Source organism: Tardiphaga alba (assembly GCF_018279705.1).
Lineage (GTDB): Bacteria > Pseudomonadota > Alphaproteobacteria > Rhizobiales > Xanthobacteraceae > Tardiphaga > Tardiphaga alba.
In genome coordinates this window covers 578,010-593,383 of record NZ_CP036498.1, presented here as the reverse complement: position 1 = coordinate 593,383, position 15,374 = coordinate 578,010, and the positions used below count along the sequence as shown (strand labels likewise).

The window sequence follows — 15,374 nt, the reverse complement described above, 5'->3', positions numbered from 1 at the left end:
TCGTCGTCCTGCGGGAATGGGAAACAGAGAGAAAACAAACCCTTGCGGGACTGTCAAACTGAAATCAAGGCTGCCCTACCGGCGCGGCCAAGGGTATTGGAATAACGCTTTGTTCAATCGTTTCTGATCATGTCTTTGGGTCGCATTCCATTGTTCGGCTACAAAATGAAGCAGATTCGCAACACGATCATTCGCGCCGGACTGGATGCCTTGTATTTCAGCGGCGCGCATCGGGTATTACGTTCCTTTTTCGGCGGCGTGGGCACCGTCTTCATGCTGCACAATGTGCGCCCCGCACATTCCGGCACATTCCAGCCCAACCGCCACCTCGAGATCACCCCCGACTTCCTGCGTGCCACGCTGGCTTATCTGCGCGCCACCGATGTCGATATCGTGACCTTGGACGAGATGCAGCGCCGCCTGACCGAACAGGACTTTTCCCGCCGCTTCGTCTGTTTCACCTGTGACGACGGCTACCGAGATAATCGTGACCACGCCTTGCCGGCGATGCGGGATTTCGACGCGCCGTTCTCCGTTTTCGTGACCAGCGACTTCGCCTCGGGAACCGGCCGACTGTGGTGGATCGCGCTGGAGCGCCTCATCGCCAAAGCCGACCGCATCGAAGCGGCCATCAACGGCAACACGGTGCGCCTGAACAGCGCGACGCTGCAGGACAAGGAGATAGCCTTTGGCCGCCTGCATGACTGGTTGCGCGGCCTCTCCGAAGCCGATCTGAGCCAGCAGATGACGACGCTGTGCCGACAACAGGGGATCGACGAAGAAGCGATCAGCCGCGAACTTTGCCTGTCATGGGAAGAGTTGAAGCCGTTCGCCGCAGACCCACTTGTGACCATCGGCGCCCATACGCTGAGCCATTGCAATCTGGCCAAGCAGACCGAAGCCGATGCGATGCGCGAGCTTGCTGCCAGCCGAGCCAATATCGAGAACACGTTGCAGCGCGCCGCGGTACATCTCGCTTACCCCTATGGCGACCGCGCCGCGGCCGGTGCGCGCGAATTTGCACTGGCACAGACGGCCGGCTTCCAGACGGCGGTGACGACAAGGCCTGGTGTGATCTCGGCGGAACACGCGGCATGCCTTACCGCGCTGCCGCGCGTGTCGCTGAACGGCAATTATCAGGACACACGCTATCTGCCGGTTCTCACCTCCGGCGCCGCCACGGCAATGTGGAACGGCTTTCAGCGCGCGGGCCAAGGCTGAGGCAAAAGGCTGAAGTAAAGGCTGAAACGAAACAGCCGCAGCACAAGGCTGCGGCTCTCGTTCCATTAACTGCCAGCGAATGCGCTGAACTCAGACCCCTGTAACGACCTGCTTGGGATCCGGCGGGAAATAGGTCCCGGACATCGGATCGACCCAGCAGAGGTGCTCGTTGACGGACACGACACCGGCGACATTCTCGGCCGCGACCACGATGGCCCGACGGACTTTCTCGTCGGTAATAAAGCCGATGATGTCCACCACGCCATCCTTAACCCGCACTTCCAGGCCCGCTGGCACCCATTCCTGCTGATGCAGCACTGCGAGAACGCGGCGACGGATGAGTGAGTCGCTCGAACTGATATCCGCCGTATTGCGGGTCACGTCAGCGATGGCCACGACGAAATTGTGCCGGCTTACGATGCCGAGCAGCCGCTCACCCTGCACCACAGGCACGCGTTTGATGCGATGGCGCTCCATGATATCGACAATGTCAGCCAGTTCGGCATCAGGGATCACCGAATAGACATTCGGTGTCATGATCTCATGAACCTTGCGCCCGGCTTCGCGTACGAAATCGACCGCCTGACGGCCGGGGCCCCGCAGGAATTCCAACCAGCGCGGGCGCTGTCGTTCGGTGCCGATCTCCTGGCGGCGCAGAAAATCGCGTTCGGTGACGATACCGATCAGCTTGCCCGCGGCATCGACGACCGGAAGACCGCTGACATGATGCTCGATCATCAACTTTGCTGCATCGTGAATGGATGCATCCGGCGCAATGGTAACGACGTTGCGCGTCATGATTTCATGAGCCTTCATGGCAGCCTCCTCGGGCAAACGGACCGCCGGATTGATCCGGCAAGTGAGAGCCTATGCCCAAAGGGGGCGCCAACATTGATGTAGCGCAAGTCGCCGACACATTGACTTAACCGCCATGACGCCGACAATCGGCGCAACGACAGAAAATGGGAGGCGTCATGTTCAAGGATCTGTTTTCGCTTCAAGGCCGCGTCGCATTGGTGACGGGCGGCTCGCGCGGTATCGGCAAGATGATTGCCGCCGGCTTCCTGAGCCATGGCGCTGCAAAAGTTTACATCACCGCACGCAAGGCCGCGGCCTGTGAAGCCACGGCGAAGGAATTGAGCGAAGCCTATTCCGGCGAATGTATCGCTCTTCCGATCGATATCTCGACCATGACCGGCATCGACATGCTCGCGACGGAGATCAAGAAGCGCGAACCGAAGCTCGATATTCTCGTCAATAATGCCGGAGCGGCATGGGGCGCGGAATTCGACGAGTTTCCGGAAAGCGGCTGGGACAAAGTGATGACGCTCAACGTCAAGGCCCCGTTCTTCCTGACCAAGGCCCTGGCCGCACCGCTACGTGCAGCTGCCTCGGCGGATCGCCCCGCTAAGGTGATCAATATCGCCTCGATCGACGGCATTTTCGTCAATCCGCTGGAGACCTACTCTTACGCGGCCAGCAAATCCGGCCTGATCCATCTGACACGGCGCATGGCCGCGAAGCTGATCAAGGACCACGTGGTGGTCACGGCCATCGCCCCTGGCCCGTTCCAGTCCGACATGAACAAGGCCGCACGCGACAATGCCGATGAAGTCGCCACCAAGGTGCCGGCTGGCCGCATCGGCACGGACGAGGATATGGCAGGCACCGCGATTTTCCTCGCCTCCCGCGCGGGCGACTACGTCGTCGGCACCACCCTCGCCGTGGACGGCGGCATCGTCTACGCCAATCCGGGCATCGTCGGTAGTGGCTGGGATTGAACGATCCGGAGCTGAGTTGCGCTCGATCGACCACACTTTGAGCAGAAGGCGCACTGGCGACCTCTGTCTATTTTATGGGCAATTGCCAAACATCGACATAAGCCTATGAAATGAAAGGCTATGTATTTCAGGCCTAAATCGAATCTGCGCATTGTACACAATGGCACGTAGCTTGCTTCGTGATCCCTGAGCGGCACCCGCTCGGGATCACAGGCGATGGCAGATACAGTGCGAGCAACGGTCACGGCGGAGCCCGGCCCTATCGACGTGGACTTCACCAGCACGGCCCTCGTCATCATCGACATGCAGCGTGACTTCATGGAGCCCGGTGGCTTCGGTGAAACGCTCGGCAATGACGTGTCCCAGCTCGGCCGAGCAGTCGCTCCCATCGCGGCCGTTCTGGAAGCGGCGCGCGAGACCGGGATGACGGTCGTGCACACCCGCGAAGGTCATCTACCCGATCTGTCCGACGCACCACCCGCCAAGATCGCGCGCGGGGCGCCATCGCTGCGGATCGGCGATCCCGGACCGATGGGACGCATCCTCATCCGCGGCGAGGCCGGGCACGACATCATCCCCGCGCTTTATCCGGTGGAGGGCGAGATCGTCATCGACAAGCCGGGCAAGGGCGCGTTCTACGCGACCTCGCTAGGTGCCGACCTGAAGGCGCGCGAGATCGATACGCTGCTGGTCTGCGGTGTCACGACAGAAGTCTGCGTCAACACCACCGTCCGCGAGGCAAACGACCGCGGCTATCGCTGCATCGTCATCGCCGATGGCTGCGCCTCCTACTTTCCCGAATTTCACGAAATGGGCCTGAAAATGATCAAGGCCCAGGGCGGCATCTTCGGATGGGTGGCCGACAGCGCGGCCGTCCTCGATGCCATCCATCGTTCTGAAAGCGCCGTGGGGACTTCAAACAAGCGAGCAGCGGGAGCATCACGATGACGACGAGCGTGGGGACTGCAGGCAAGAGCGACTTCAAGCCGGCGCTATGGACGCCCGGTGACTGGAATGCATTGTTCGGCTTCGGCACCAACATCCTCGTCAACATGCTGGTGTTGACCGGCCTGCTGCGCTTCGTCCTGAAAATGCCGGACTCGCTCGTGTTCGGCCGCATCCTGCCGGCCCTCGGCCTGATGATGTGCCTCTCCACGCTGTATTACGCCTATCTCGCCTATCGCCTGGCGCAGAAAACCGGTCGCAATGACGTCTGCGCGCTGCCGTCCGGCGTCAGCGTGCCGCACATGTTCATCGTCACTTTCGTGATCATGCTGCCGATCACCATCAAGACCGGCGATCCGCTGAAAGGCTGGTCGGCAGGCCTCGTCTGGGTGTTCTTCCAGAGTTTCATCCTGATGATCGGCGGCTTCATTGCCCCCTATATCCGCAGGATCACGCCGCGGGCGGCGCTGCTCGGCACGCTGGCCGGTGTGTCCGTGACGTTCATTTCAATGCGCCCGGCGCTCGAAATGTTCATGACGCCTCAGATCGGCCTCGTCTGCTTCGCCATCATCATGCTGAGCTGGTTCGGCGGCGTGACCTATTTCCGCAACCTACCGGCGGGCTTGATCGCCATTGTCGTCGGCATGGCCATCGCCTGGGGCTCCAACCTGTTCGGCCTCGGCATCGGCGGCCTGAGCGTGAAGGGCGTCGGCGACGCCTTCGCCAATTTCGGCTTCTCGGTGCCGATCCCGGCCTTCAACTATGTTTTCTCCGGCTTCGAATTCCTCGGCATCATCCTCGTCACGGCCATACCGTTCGGCATCTACGATCTCGTCGAAGCCATGGACAATGTGGAGTCCGCGGAAGCCGCCGGAGACGACTATCCGACCACGCGCGTCCTCACTGCCGATGGTGTGGTGTCGCTGATCGGATGCCTGATGGGCAACCCGTTCATCAACGCCGTCTATATCGGCCATCCCGGATGGAAGGCGATGGGAGGCCGCATCGGCTATTCGGCAGCCACCGGCTTGATGGTCGTGATCCTGTCCTGGTTCGGCGTCATTGCAGTCCTCCTGGCGCTGGTGCCAGTGGTCGCGATCTCTCCGATCCTGCTCTATATCGGCATGCTGATCGGCGCTCAGGCATTCCAGACCACGCCACTGAAGCACGCGCCAGCGATCGTACTCGCCTTCACGCCGCATCTGGCAGCCTGGGGCAAGCTACAGATCGACACCATGCTCGGTGCGTCCATGTCTGCAGCGCAAGCCGCAGGCCTTGCGGCCGACAAGATCGGCGAGGTCAAGGCCGCGGCGATCGCGTCGCTGCCGCAACAGGGCGTGCTGTATCACGGCCTCGAAGTGATGGGCGGCGGCTCGATCCTCGGCGGCCTCGTGCTAGGCGCCATCGGCGTCTTCATCATCGACCGCGAATTCTCAAAGGCCGCAGCCTTCGCGCTGGCCGGCGCTATCATGACCTGGTTTGGCTTCATGCACGGCGAGGCCGTCGGCTTCGGCGTGACGCCCGGCGTCGCCCTGGCTTATGCTCTGGTCGCAGCCGGCCTCCTGGCTGCCGACAAGTTCGGCGCGCCCAATCTCTCACCTTTCAACAAACCGGAGACTCCACTTGCCGTTCCTGCCGAATAAGACCGTTTCATCGAGCGGGTGGCCCACCCGTGCCACCCGCTCCAGGACGACATCGTGACTGCTGCGCCTGAAACCATTGCCGACATCGTTGCCGCGCATCGCGCCGGCACCATGACGCCCGCCCAAACCATCGCTCGCACCTATCAGCGCATCCGCGACCACAACGATCCCGCGATCTTCATCACGCTACGCAACGAAGCCGAGGCCATCGCCGAAGCGGAGGCACTGGCGGCGAAAGACGCTGCTGCGCTGCCGTTGTACGGCGTGCCCGTTGCCGTGAAGGACAATATCGACGTCGCCGGCCTGCCCACAACAGCAGCCTGTCCGGCTTTCGCCTACAATCCCACCCGCGATGCCAGCGCCGTGGCGCGGCTGCGCGCGGCTGGCGCCATCATTATCGGCAAGACCAATCTCGACCAGTTCGCGACCGGCCTCGTCGGTGTCCGGTCGCCCTATGGCATTCCGAAAAACTCGGTGCGCGCCGATCTCGTGCCCGGAGGTTCAAGTTCAGGATCGGCCGTCGCTGTCGGCGCCGGTCTCGTGCCGCTGACCCTCGGCACCGACACCGCTGGCTCAGGCCGCGTACCGGCGATGCTGAACAACATCGTCGGCCTCAAGCCAAGCCTTGGCCTGATCCCGACCGCCGGCGTCTTGCCGGCCTGCCGCACACTCGATTGCGTATCGATCTTCACGCTCACCGTTGATGATGCGATGACGGCCCTCAGCGTGATGGGCGGCTATGACGCGCAGGATCCGTACTCGCAGCGCCGCGAGGTCGGATCGCTCACCGCGTTTCCACACGGATTGAAGCTTGGCGTACCGCGCAGCGGGCAGCTGATCTTCTTCGGCGATGCACAGTCAGAGAAGGCCTATGCCGACGCGCTCAAGCGCTGGCAGTCGCTCGGCGCCACGCTGGTCGAATTCGACCTCGAGCCGTTCTACGAGACCGCGCGTCTTCTATATGATGGCCCATGGGTCGCCGAACGCCTGCTCGTGATCCGCGACCTGCTGGCTTCCGCTCCCGATGCGGTCCATCCGGTGACGCGCGAGATCACGCTTGCGGGAAATCGCATCAGCGCTGCCGATACATTTGCAGCACTGTATCGCCTGCAGGAGGTCAAGCGGGTTGCGGACGCGACCTTTGCCGGCATCGATGCACTGGTGCTGCCAACCGCGCCGACCGCCTATACGACGGAACAGGTGCTCGCCAATCCGATCGAGCTCAATTCGAGGCTCGGCACCTATACCAATTTCGTCAATCTGCTCGACCTCTGCGGCCTCGCTATCCCGGCAGCCATGCGTGGCGACGGCATTCCGTTCGGCATTACATTGCTGGCGCCGGGCGGAGCTGATGCGAAGCTCGCCAGCATCGGCCGGGTGTTTCATGCAGACACGAAGCTTGCCGTCAGCGGCAAAGCCGTGCCGCAGCCGGAACTTGCACCTGTTGCCGCGCCCCCAAGCGACACGATCGAGATCGCCGTCGTCGGTGCGCATCTAACAGGCATGGCGCTGAACCGCGAATTGCAGGAGCTCGACGGCAAGTTCGTGAAGGAAACCACGACGGCCGCGGACTACAAGTTCTTCGCGCTCAGCGGCACCGTGCCGCCCAAACCCGGACTGTTGCGCGTCGCGGAAGGCAGCGGCGCAGAGATTGTTGTCGAAGTGTGGTCGCTGACGCCTGCTGCTTTCGGAACATTCGTCGCCGGCATTCCGTCGCCCCTGTCCATCGGCACGTTGAAGCTGGCCGACGGATCGCAGGTGAAAGGCTTCCTCGTGGAAGCTGCCGCAACGGAGGGCGCGCGGGATATTTCGAGCTACGGCGGATGGCGCGCTTACATGGCGGACAAGAAGTAGAGATTCGCACCATAAGCTCCGCCCTCATCCTGAGGAGCCGCGCAACGCGCGGCGTCTCGAAGGATGGATGCAGGCTCCGAGCCCAGCCACCTCATGGTTCGAGACGCATCGCTACGCGATGCTCCTCACCATGAGGGCTGTGTTTACGCCGCCCTTATATTTTCCATGAAGCGATCGAGTTCGGCGCGCAAGCGGGTGCTTTCCGCAGACAGCGTCTGCGCCGAGTTCAACACCTGCCCCGACGCCGCACCGGTCTCCGATGCACCACGGTTCACTTCCGTGATGTTGCCGGCAACCTGCTGCGTGCCATGAGCGACGCGCTGGACGTTCTGCGCGATTTCGCGCGTGGCCGCACCCTGCTGTTCCACTGCGCTGGCGATCTCGGACGCAATGCCTGAGATCTCACCGATGGTATTACCGATCTGTTTGATCGCCGCCACCGACTCTTGCGTCGCGCTCTGCATGCCGGCGATCTGCGTCGAGATTTCCTCGGTCGCCTTTGCGGTCTGGCTAGCCAGCGACTTCACTTCCGACGCAACGACCGCAAAGCCACGGCCGGCATCACCTGCGCGGGCAGCCTCGATGGTCGCGTTGAGCGCCAGCAGGTTGGTCTGTTCGGCAATAGCCGTGATGAGATCGACGACATCGCCGATGCGCTGGGCAGCACGCGACAGTTCGCCGATACGGGCGTCCGTCTGGCGTGCCTGATCCACAGCGGAGTCGGCGATGCGGCTGGACGTCTGCACCTGACGGCCGATCTCGTTGACCGAGAGCGACAGTTCTTCCGTCGCCGTGGCCACCGACTGCATGTTGGACGACGCTTCATCCGAGGTCGCCGCGGCCTGGCCGGACAGTTGCTCGGTGGTCTCTGCAGTGCGCGTGAGCGTGTTGGCTGCGGCTTCGAGTTCACCGGATGACACCGACACGCTCGACACGATGGAGCCGACGGCGGACTCGAACTGATCTGCGAAGCGGATCAATTCGCCGCGACGCAGCTGGTCGGCCGCACGGTTCTGTTCTTCCTGTGCTGCAGCATCGCGTTCGGCCTTGGCGATAGCCTGGACCTTGAATTCTTCCACAGCGGAAGCCATGTCGCCGAGTTCGTCGCGGCGGCCGAGGCCCGGCAGCACCACGTCAAAATCGCCGGCCGCGAGCTTACGCATTGCGGCGCACATTTCAGTCATCGGCTTGGCAATGCTGCGACCAAGCAACATCGCGAGGATGGCGCCGATCACGAAGCCACCGAAGCCCAAGATCATCACCAGCTGCTTGGTGTCGGTGACGGTCTTGTCGGATTCGGTCTCCATGCGATGCTGCTCGGACAGCATGTCGGCCTTCATCTCGCTCGAAAGCTTGGTGATTGCCGCAGCCGACTCCGACATCTCCTTGGCGAGACCATCCACCTTCTTGGTGTTCTCGACGAACTTGGTGAAGGCCTCCGCATAAATCTTGGTGTCGGCGACGATCTCTTTCAGCTTGCTGTTGATCTTGTCGTCATTGGCATAGACGGTCGCGAACTGGTTCTGCAGGAACTTGATGCGTGCCGACGCGGCATTCGAGGTCTTGTCCTCGGCCTTGCCGATATAGGTGTTCACCAGTGAGGTCGCGGTGATGAACTGGGTGGTGATTTCCTTCACCTGATCCTGCACCGACGCCATGCCGGCCATGATGGCGGTGTCACCGAGATCATCGATCTTGTTGCGCAGCATCAGGCTGGTGCGCGAGAGCTGATTGGCGGCGATCTGGTCGTTCTCGCTCTTCACTGTGAGAATATCTGCAAAGATCTTGGTGAACGTCGTGAACTCGCGCGCCAGGCGCGTGATCTTGTCGAGGCGCACCGAGTCCGTCGCAGCTTTCATCGACTGGTCGATCGCATCCTTGAGCGCCGCTTCCGCGGTCTTGGCAGCCTTCGCGTCAGCCTCGGAGCTGGTCAGCACGTAGTAGCGTGAAAGCGCCTGATAGGAGGTCAGTTCGCGGTCGATATTACGGGCGAGGCCCGATTCCGCGACGGTGGTGCGATAGGAGACGACACCATTAGCGATGCGCTCGAAGCCGATATAGGCGAGCGCCATGCTGACGGCGGAGATCAGAAGCACCGCGGCGAAGCCGAGCGTCACCTTGGCGCGGAACCTGAGGGTAGGCAGTTTCAAGAAAGCCGGTTTTTTCCGGACAAGCGTCGTCGTTGCCACTTTGGGGCCCCCCGTTTCTCACTCCCAACACCTCATCTCCCGGCGCAGCCCGCACCTGGAGTGAGTGCCTAAAGCTACGGCAGAGAAACTAAGAGCGAGTAAACGGTTACCGGGAGCCTTGGAAGTTGTGCGGCAGGCGGACGGGGCGTGTCGGGTGGGCAAAGCGGCTTGTCCGCCATAGCTCGAAGAGCGACGGCGGAAGCGTGCCCACCTTCAAGTGCACGGCAGGTGAAGGTGGGCACGGCGCAAGGGCGCCTTTGCCCACCCTACATTTTCACGCCGCGATCGCCGGGGGGCTGAGCGCCTGCCAGTTATTCGCCAGTTGCAGCTTCGGCTCGGTGAGTTCCTGCAGCTTTTCCAGCGTCATGCCCTCCACCATCTCGCGCACGAACAAGCCCTGCTCGGTGACATCGATCACCGCCAGATTGGTGTAGATGCGCTTGACGCAACCCGGCGCCGTCAGCGGCAGGCGGCACTTGTTGAGAATGCGCGGCTGACCCGACTTGTCGGTGTGATCCATGATCACCCGGATTTCCTTGGCGCCCACCGCGAGATCCATGGCGCCGCCGACACCGGGCGGGAAGCTCGGATCTTCCGTGGTCCAGTTGGCGAGATCGCCCTGCTCGGAGACCTCGAATGCACCGAGCAGGCTAACGTCCAGATGCTTGCCGCGGATCATCAGGAAGGCATCGGCATGATGCATGAACACGCCGCCCTTGATCAGGGTCGTGTAGTTCTTGCCCGCATCGATCAGGTTTTCGTCTTCCGTGCCTGGCTCCGGCTTCGGGCCAAGGCCCAAAATGCCGTTCTCGCTGTGGAAGATCACCTCGCGACCGTCAGGCACATAGCTCGCCGCACGCGTGGGCATGCCGATGCCGAGATTGACGTAAGCGCCCTCCTGCAGATCCTGCGCGGCGCGCCAGGCCATTTGGTCACGGTTCAGCGGCTTGTAAGTCGTCATGCTTTGGCTCCTACGACTACGATGCGATCGATGAAAATGCTGGGTGTCACCACGGCTTCCGGATCCATGCTGCCGAGTTCGACCATCTCGTCCACCTGGACGATGCTGAGATCGGCGGCCATGGCCATGATCGGATTGAAGTTACGCGCCGACTGATTGTAGACGAGATTGCCCCAGCGATCCGCCTTCATGGCGCGCAGCAAGGCGACATCGCCCTTCAACGGCTTCTCGAACACATGCAGCACGCCGTTGATCTCGCGGGTCTCCTTGCCCTCGGCAAGTTTTGTGTGCGCGGTCACCGGCGAGAAGAAGCCGCCGAGACCGGCAGCGTGGGCATGCATGCGCTCGCTGATGATGCCCTGCGGCACCAGTTCGAGTTCGAGCGTCTTGTTGCGATAGGCGTTGAGGAACGCGCTGTAATCGCCGGAGCGCGGATAGGAGCAGATCACCTTGGTGACACGGCCGGAATTGATCAGCCGAGCCAGGCCCACATCGCCATTGCCGGCATTGTTGTGAACGATGGTGAGATTGGTCGCGCCCTGTTCGTGCAGCGCCTCCAGAAGATCATCGGCAATGCCGACGGTGCCGAATCCGGCCACCAGAACGGTCGCCCCGTCCTTCACCCCAGCCACGGCATCGGCCAGGCTGGCTACGCGCTTGTCGATCACTCCCGAAAACTCCTTGATACGGAATTGTTATGGCCGCCAATGGCTTGCGGCATGTTCGGGCGGAATAGAGCATCGCCGGGGAAGAAGTTGAAGGCACAAATTTGCAGGAGGGGGACGCGTGCGTAGCCCGGATGGAGCGCAGCGCAATCCGGGAATCAGACGTCCCGCATATCTCCGGTCCCCGGATTACGCTGCGCTCCATCCGGGCTACAAGAAACACCCCACCAAATTCCTAGTTGCAAACTCGCACACCCCCGCTTCTAATTAGACCAATTAAAAATCATCGGGAGGTCTGCACGTGTCCACAGTGAAACTGACGGTCAACGGCAAAGCCGTCACCGTCGCGGTCGAAGACCGGACGCTTCTCGTCCATCTCTTGCGCGAGAATCTCAATCTCACCGGCACCCATGTCGGCTGCGACACGTCGCAATGCGGCGCCTGCATTGTGCATATCGACGGCAAGGCCGTGAAATCCTGCACCACGCTGGCCGGACAGGTAGATGGCGCCAACATCACCACCATCGAAGGCATCTCGAAGGGCGACCAGCTGCATCCGATGCAAGCTGCCTTCCGCGACAATCATGGCTTGCAGTGCGGCTACTGCACCCCGGGCATGATCATGTCGGCCATCGATATTGTGCACCGCCACAACGGTGATCTCGATGAGCAGACCGTCCGTCACGAGCTCGAAGGCAATATCTGCCGCTGCACCGGCTATCACAACATCGTCAAATCGGTGCTCGACGCCGCCGGACGCATGAAGGTTGCACAAGCGGCTGAATGAGCCGTTGTGACTTGAATTGAACGAGCCGACCGCGCGCTTTGGTGAAAGCCGCGGACAATCAATAACTCCGGCAGGGAGAGGACCCACAGGATGGGCGTTGAAGGCATCGGCGCACGCGTTGCGCGCAAGGAAGACAAGCGATTTATCACAGGCCGCGGTCGCTATGTGGACGACGTCAAGGTCGTCGGACTGACCCACGCCCATTTCATCCGCAGCCCCCACGCGCATGCGAAAGTGAAGAGCATCGACGCATCCGCGGCGAAAGACATGCCGGGCGTCGTGGACGTGCTCACCGGCCAGCAGCTCGTCGACGACAAGATCGGCAATCTCATCTGCGGCTGGGCCATCACCTCGAAGGACGGCTCGCCCATGAAGATGGGAGCGTGGCCAGCGATGGCGCCGGACACCGTGCGCTTTGTCGGGCAGGCCGTCGCCGTGGTCATCGCCGAGACCAAGAACCAAGCGAAGGACGCAGCGGAAGCCGTCGTCGTCGAATATGAAGAACTCCCCGCCGTCAGCAACATGAAGGCCGCCATCGCGCAAGGCGCGCCGCAGCTGCATCCTGAAGCGCCAGGCAATGTGGTCTATGACTGGTCGATCGGCGACGAAAAGGCGACCAATGATGCCTTCGCCAAGGCGGCGAATGTCGTCTCGCTGGAGCTGACCAACAACCGTCTCGTCCCCAATGCGATGGAGCCGCGTGCGGCGGTCGCCGAATATGACGAGGCCGAAGAACATTTCACGCTCTACACCACATCGCAGAACCCGCATGTAGCGCGGCTCGTTCTTTCCGCCTTCTACAATGTCGCGCAGGAGCACAAGCTGCGCGTCATCGCCCCCGATGTCGGCGGTGGCTTCGGCTCAAAAATCTTCATCTATCCCGAAGAGATGGTGGCGCTGTGGGCCTCGAAGAAGACTGGCCGCCCGGTGAAATGGACCGGTGATCGCTCGGAGGCCTTCCTCACTGACGCCCATGGTCGCGATCACATGTCGCATGCCGAAATGGCCTTCGATGCCAACAACAAGATTCTTGGCCTGCGGGTGAAGACCCACGCGAATTTCGGCGCCTATATGTCGCTGTTCTCATCATCGGTGCCGACCTATCTCTACGCCACGCTGCTATCGGGCCAATACAACATTCCCGCCATCTATGCGGAAGTGATGGGCGTCTATACCAACACCACGCCGGTGGATGCCTATCGCGGCGCCGGCCGCCCCGAAGCGAGCTACCTGCTCGAACGTCTGATGGAAACATCGGCGCGTGAGTTGAAGGTCGATCCCGCCGAGCTGCGACGCACGAACTTCATCACCCAGTTCCCGCATCAGACGCCCGTCATCATGGCCTATGACATTGGCGATTTCGGTGCCGCGCTGGACAAGGCACTCGAAGCCATCGACTACAAGGGCTTCCCGGCCCGCAAGGCGAAGTCGAAAGCCGCCGGCAAGCTGCGTGGCCTCGGCTTCTCCTGCTACATCGAGGCCTGCGGCATCGCGCCGTCAAAAGCTGTCGGCTCGCTCGGCGCCGGCGTCGGCCTGTGGGAATCCGCGGAGGTGCGCGTCAATCCCGTCGGCACCATCGAGATCCTCACGGGCTCGCATAGCCACGGCCAGGGCCATGAGACGACCTTCGCGCAGCTCGTCGCGGATCGTCTCGGCATCTCCATTGATCAGGTCTCCATCGTCCATGGCGACACCGACAAGGTGCAGTTCGGCATGGGCACCTATGGCTCACGCTCCGGCGCCGTTGGCATGAGCGCGATCTTTAAGGCGATGGAGAAGATGGAAGCCAAAGCGAAGAAGATCGCCGCGCATCAGTTAGAGGCCTCCGAAGGCGACATCGTCATCGAGAATGGCGAGTTCAAGGTGGCCGGCACCGACAAGTCCATCGCGCTGCCGATGGTCGCGCTCGCCGCCTACACCGCGCACAACCTGCCCGACGGCATGGAGCCCGGTTTAAAGGAAAGTGCCTTCTACGATCCCACCAACTTCACCTTCCCCGCAGGCACTTACATCTGCGAGGTCGAGATCGATCCCGGCACCGGCAAGACTGACATTATCGACTTTGTCGCCGTGGACGACTTCGGCCGCCTCATCAATCCGATGATCGTCGAAGGCCAGGTGCATGGCGGTCTCGCCCAGGGTATCGGCCAGGCCATGCTGGAAGCCGCCGTCTATGACGACAACGGCCAGCCGGTAACAGCATCCTTCATGGACTACGCCATGCCGCGTGCAGATGACGTGCCCTCCTTCAAGATCTCGCATTCGATCACGCTTTGCCCCGGCAATCCGCTCGGCATCAAGGGCTGCGGTGAAGCCGGCGCGATCGGATCATCGCCCGCGGTGATCAATGCGATCACCGACGCGCTCGGCCACAACAAACTCGAAATGCCGGCCACACCCGGCCGCGTATGGGAAGCGCTGCAGTTGCAACAGGCAGCAGAGTAAGGAGGCGACCATGTACGAGACCACCTATCACCGCGCCGCCACCGTCGATGAAGCCGCAGCACTGCTGTCGAAGCACCCCGAAGCGAAGTGCCTCGCTGGCGGCCATACGCTACTGCCCGTCATGAAGCAGCGTCTCGCCGGCCCATCCGATGTCATCGACATCGCAAAAATCAAGGATCTGATCGGCATCGAGGTCACGTCCGACGCACTGATCATCAAGGCAGCAACGACCTATTACGACATCACGCAAAGCGCCGAGGCGAAGAAGGCGATCCCAGCGATCGTGCATTTGACCGAAGTGCTCGGCGACCCCGCCGTGCGCTATCGCGGCACCATCGGCGGCTCGCTCGCCAACAACGATCCGGCCGCCGACTATCCGGCCGCGGTGCTCGCTCTCAACGCGACGGTGAAAACCAACAAGCGCAGCATCGCCGCGGCAGACTTTTTCCAGGGCCTGTTCACGACGGCGCTGGAAGATGGCGAGATCATCATGGCGGTTTCGTTCCCGATCCCCGCCAAGGCTGGCTACGCCAAGATGCGCCATCCCGCGTCACGCTTCGCCATGACCGGCGTGTTCGTGGCGCAGATGAAGGACGGTGAAATCCGGGTTGCGGCGACAGGTGCCGCGCAGGATGGCGTGATGCGCGTGCCGGCGATCGAGGCTGCGTTGAAACCAAACTGGTCTGCAGGCGCGCTCGACAGCGTGTCGATCTCTGCCGACGGACTGATGGGTGACATCCACGGCTCCGCCGCCTATCGCGCCAATCTGATCAAGGTGATGGCGCAGAGGGCGGTGGACGCGGCGGGATAACATTCCACAGAGCGCACAATGCGCGGATATCGCGCATTGTGCAGCGCCGCAACATGGGCGCATGCAAGATTG

At 61.9% G+C, this 15,374-nt stretch carries 12 protein-coding genes; 8 read left to right on the top strand and 4 right to left on the bottom strand.

All coding sequences use genetic code 11. The annotated features are described in order from the left end of the window. Nucleotides 1–165: 165 nt before the first annotated feature. Entirely contained in the window at nt 166–1,221 is a 1,056-nt protein-coding gene (locus tag RPMA_RS02800) for a polysaccharide deacetylase family protein (protein WP_211911437.1), read from the top strand. Nucleotides 1,222–1,311: 90 nt separating this feature from the next. On the opposite strand, the gene RPMA_RS02795 is transcribed toward RPMA_RS02800, so the two are convergent. After that, nucleotides 1,312–2,037, bottom strand: a complete 726-nt coding sequence (locus RPMA_RS02795) for a CBS domain-containing protein (protein ID WP_211911436.1) — start codon at nt 2,035–2,037, stop codon at nt 1,312–1,314. A 158-nt stretch (nt 2,038–2,195) separates the two neighbouring features. On the opposite strand from RPMA_RS02795, the gene RPMA_RS02790 reads away from it, so the two are divergent. The 4 genes from RPMA_RS02790 (at nt 2,196) to atzF (ending at nt 7,444) form a co-directional block, all read left to right on the top strand. Then, nucleotides 2,196–3,002: an SDR family NAD(P)-dependent oxidoreductase gene (locus RPMA_RS02790; RefSeq protein WP_211911435.1), complete on the top strand. Its 807-nt coding sequence runs from the start codon at nt 2,196–2,198 to the stop codon at nt 3,000–3,002. A 216-nt stretch (nt 3,003–3,218) separates the two neighbouring features. Then, nucleotides 3,219–3,950: a cysteine hydrolase family protein gene (locus tag RPMA_RS02785; protein WP_211911434.1), complete on the top strand. Its 732-nt coding sequence runs from the start codon at nt 3,219–3,221 to the stop codon at nt 3,948–3,950. Beyond that, the gene (locus RPMA_RS02780) at nt 3,947–5,590 is read left to right on the top strand and encodes a regulator (RefSeq protein WP_211911433.1); all 1,644 of its coding nucleotides are present in this window, start codon (nt 3,947–3,949) and stop codon (nt 5,588–5,590) included. Before RPMA_RS02785 ends, RPMA_RS02780 begins: the two co-directional genes overlap by 4 nt. A gap of 111 nt (nt 5,591–5,701) precedes the next feature. Then, on the top strand, nt 5,702–7,444 hold the full coding sequence (gene atzF / locus RPMA_RS02775) for an allophanate hydrolase (RefSeq protein WP_211913401.1): 1,743 nt from the start codon (nt 5,702–5,704) through the stop codon (nt 7,442–7,444). A gap of 143 nt (nt 7,445–7,587) precedes the next feature. Here atzF and RPMA_RS02770 read toward each other — a convergent pair whose 3' ends face one another. The 3 genes from RPMA_RS02770 to RPMA_RS02760 all read right to left on the bottom strand — a co-directional run bounded on the left by RPMA_RS02770 (nt 7,588) and on the right by RPMA_RS02760 (nt 11,262). After that, nucleotides 7,588–9,594: a methyl-accepting chemotaxis protein gene (locus tag RPMA_RS02770; protein ID WP_328516550.1), complete on the bottom strand. Its 2,007-nt coding sequence runs from the start codon at nt 9,592–9,594 to the stop codon at nt 7,588–7,590. Nucleotides 9,595–9,907: 313 nt separating this feature from the next. After that, the gene (locus RPMA_RS02765) at nt 9,908–10,594 is read right to left on the bottom strand and encodes a 3-oxoacid CoA-transferase subunit B (RefSeq protein WP_249225524.1); all 687 of its coding nucleotides are present in this window, start codon (nt 10,592–10,594) and stop codon (nt 9,908–9,910) included. Then, nucleotides 10,591–11,262 (bottom strand): 3-oxoacid CoA-transferase subunit A, encoded by a 672-nt coding sequence (locus RPMA_RS02760; RefSeq protein WP_211911432.1) that lies wholly within the window; start codon nt 11,260–11,262, stop codon nt 10,591–10,593. The genes RPMA_RS02765 and RPMA_RS02760 overlap by 4 nt, the downstream gene beginning before the upstream one ends. Nucleotides 11,263–11,560: 298 nt before the next feature. On the opposite strand from RPMA_RS02760, the gene RPMA_RS02755 reads away from it, so the two are divergent. From RPMA_RS02755 to RPMA_RS02745, 3 genes are all read left to right on the top strand, one after another. Beyond that, entirely contained in the window at nt 11,561–12,046 is a 486-nt protein-coding gene (locus RPMA_RS02755; RefSeq protein ID WP_211911431.1) for a (2Fe-2S)-binding protein, read from the top strand. A 90-nt stretch (nt 12,047–12,136) separates the two neighbouring features. Further along, on the top strand, nt 12,137–14,491 hold the full coding sequence (locus RPMA_RS02750) for a xanthine dehydrogenase family protein molybdopterin-binding subunit (RefSeq protein WP_211911430.1): 2,355 nt from the start codon (nt 12,137–12,139) through the stop codon (nt 14,489–14,491). A 10-nt stretch (nt 14,492–14,501) separates the two neighbouring features. Further along, the gene (locus RPMA_RS02745; protein ID WP_211911429.1) at nt 14,502–15,302 is read left to right on the top strand and encodes an FAD binding domain-containing protein; all 801 of its coding nucleotides are present in this window, start codon (nt 14,502–14,504) and stop codon (nt 15,300–15,302) included. Nucleotides 15,303–15,374 lie beyond the last annotated feature (72 nt).

Bases quoted from the DNA above. Each gene is read 5' to 3' on its own strand.
- RPMA_RS02800 (WP_211911437.1), top strand. From the start codon at position 166: ATGAAGCAGATTCGCAACACGATCATTCGCGCCGGACTGGATGCCTTG.
- RPMA_RS02795 (WP_211911436.1), bottom strand. From the start codon at position 2,037: ATGAAGGCTCATGAAATCATGACGCGCAACGTCGTTACCATTGCGCCG.
- RPMA_RS02790 (WP_211911435.1), top strand. From the start codon at position 2,196: ATGTTCAAGGATCTGTTTTCGCTTCAAGGCCGCGTCGCATTGGTGACG.
- RPMA_RS02785 (WP_211911434.1), top strand. From the start codon at position 3,219: ATGGCAGATACAGTGCGAGCAACGGTCACGGCGGAGCCCGGCCCTATC.
- RPMA_RS02780 (WP_211911433.1), top strand. From the start codon at position 3,947: ATGACGACGAGCGTGGGGACTGCAGGCAAGAGCGACTTCAAGCCGGCG.
- atzF (WP_211913401.1), top strand. From the start codon at position 5,702: ATGACGCCCGCCCAAACCATCGCTCGCACCTATCAGCGCATCCGCGAC.
- RPMA_RS02765 (WP_249225524.1), bottom strand. From the start codon at position 10,594: ATGACGACTTACAAGCCGCTGAACCGTGACCAAATGGCCTGGCGCGCC.
- RPMA_RS02750 (WP_211911430.1), top strand. From the start codon at position 12,137: ATGGGCGTTGAAGGCATCGGCGCACGCGTTGCGCGCAAGGAAGACAAG.
- RPMA_RS02745 (WP_211911429.1), top strand. From the start codon at position 14,502: ATGTACGAGACCACCTATCACCGCGCCGCCACCGTCGATGAAGCCGCA.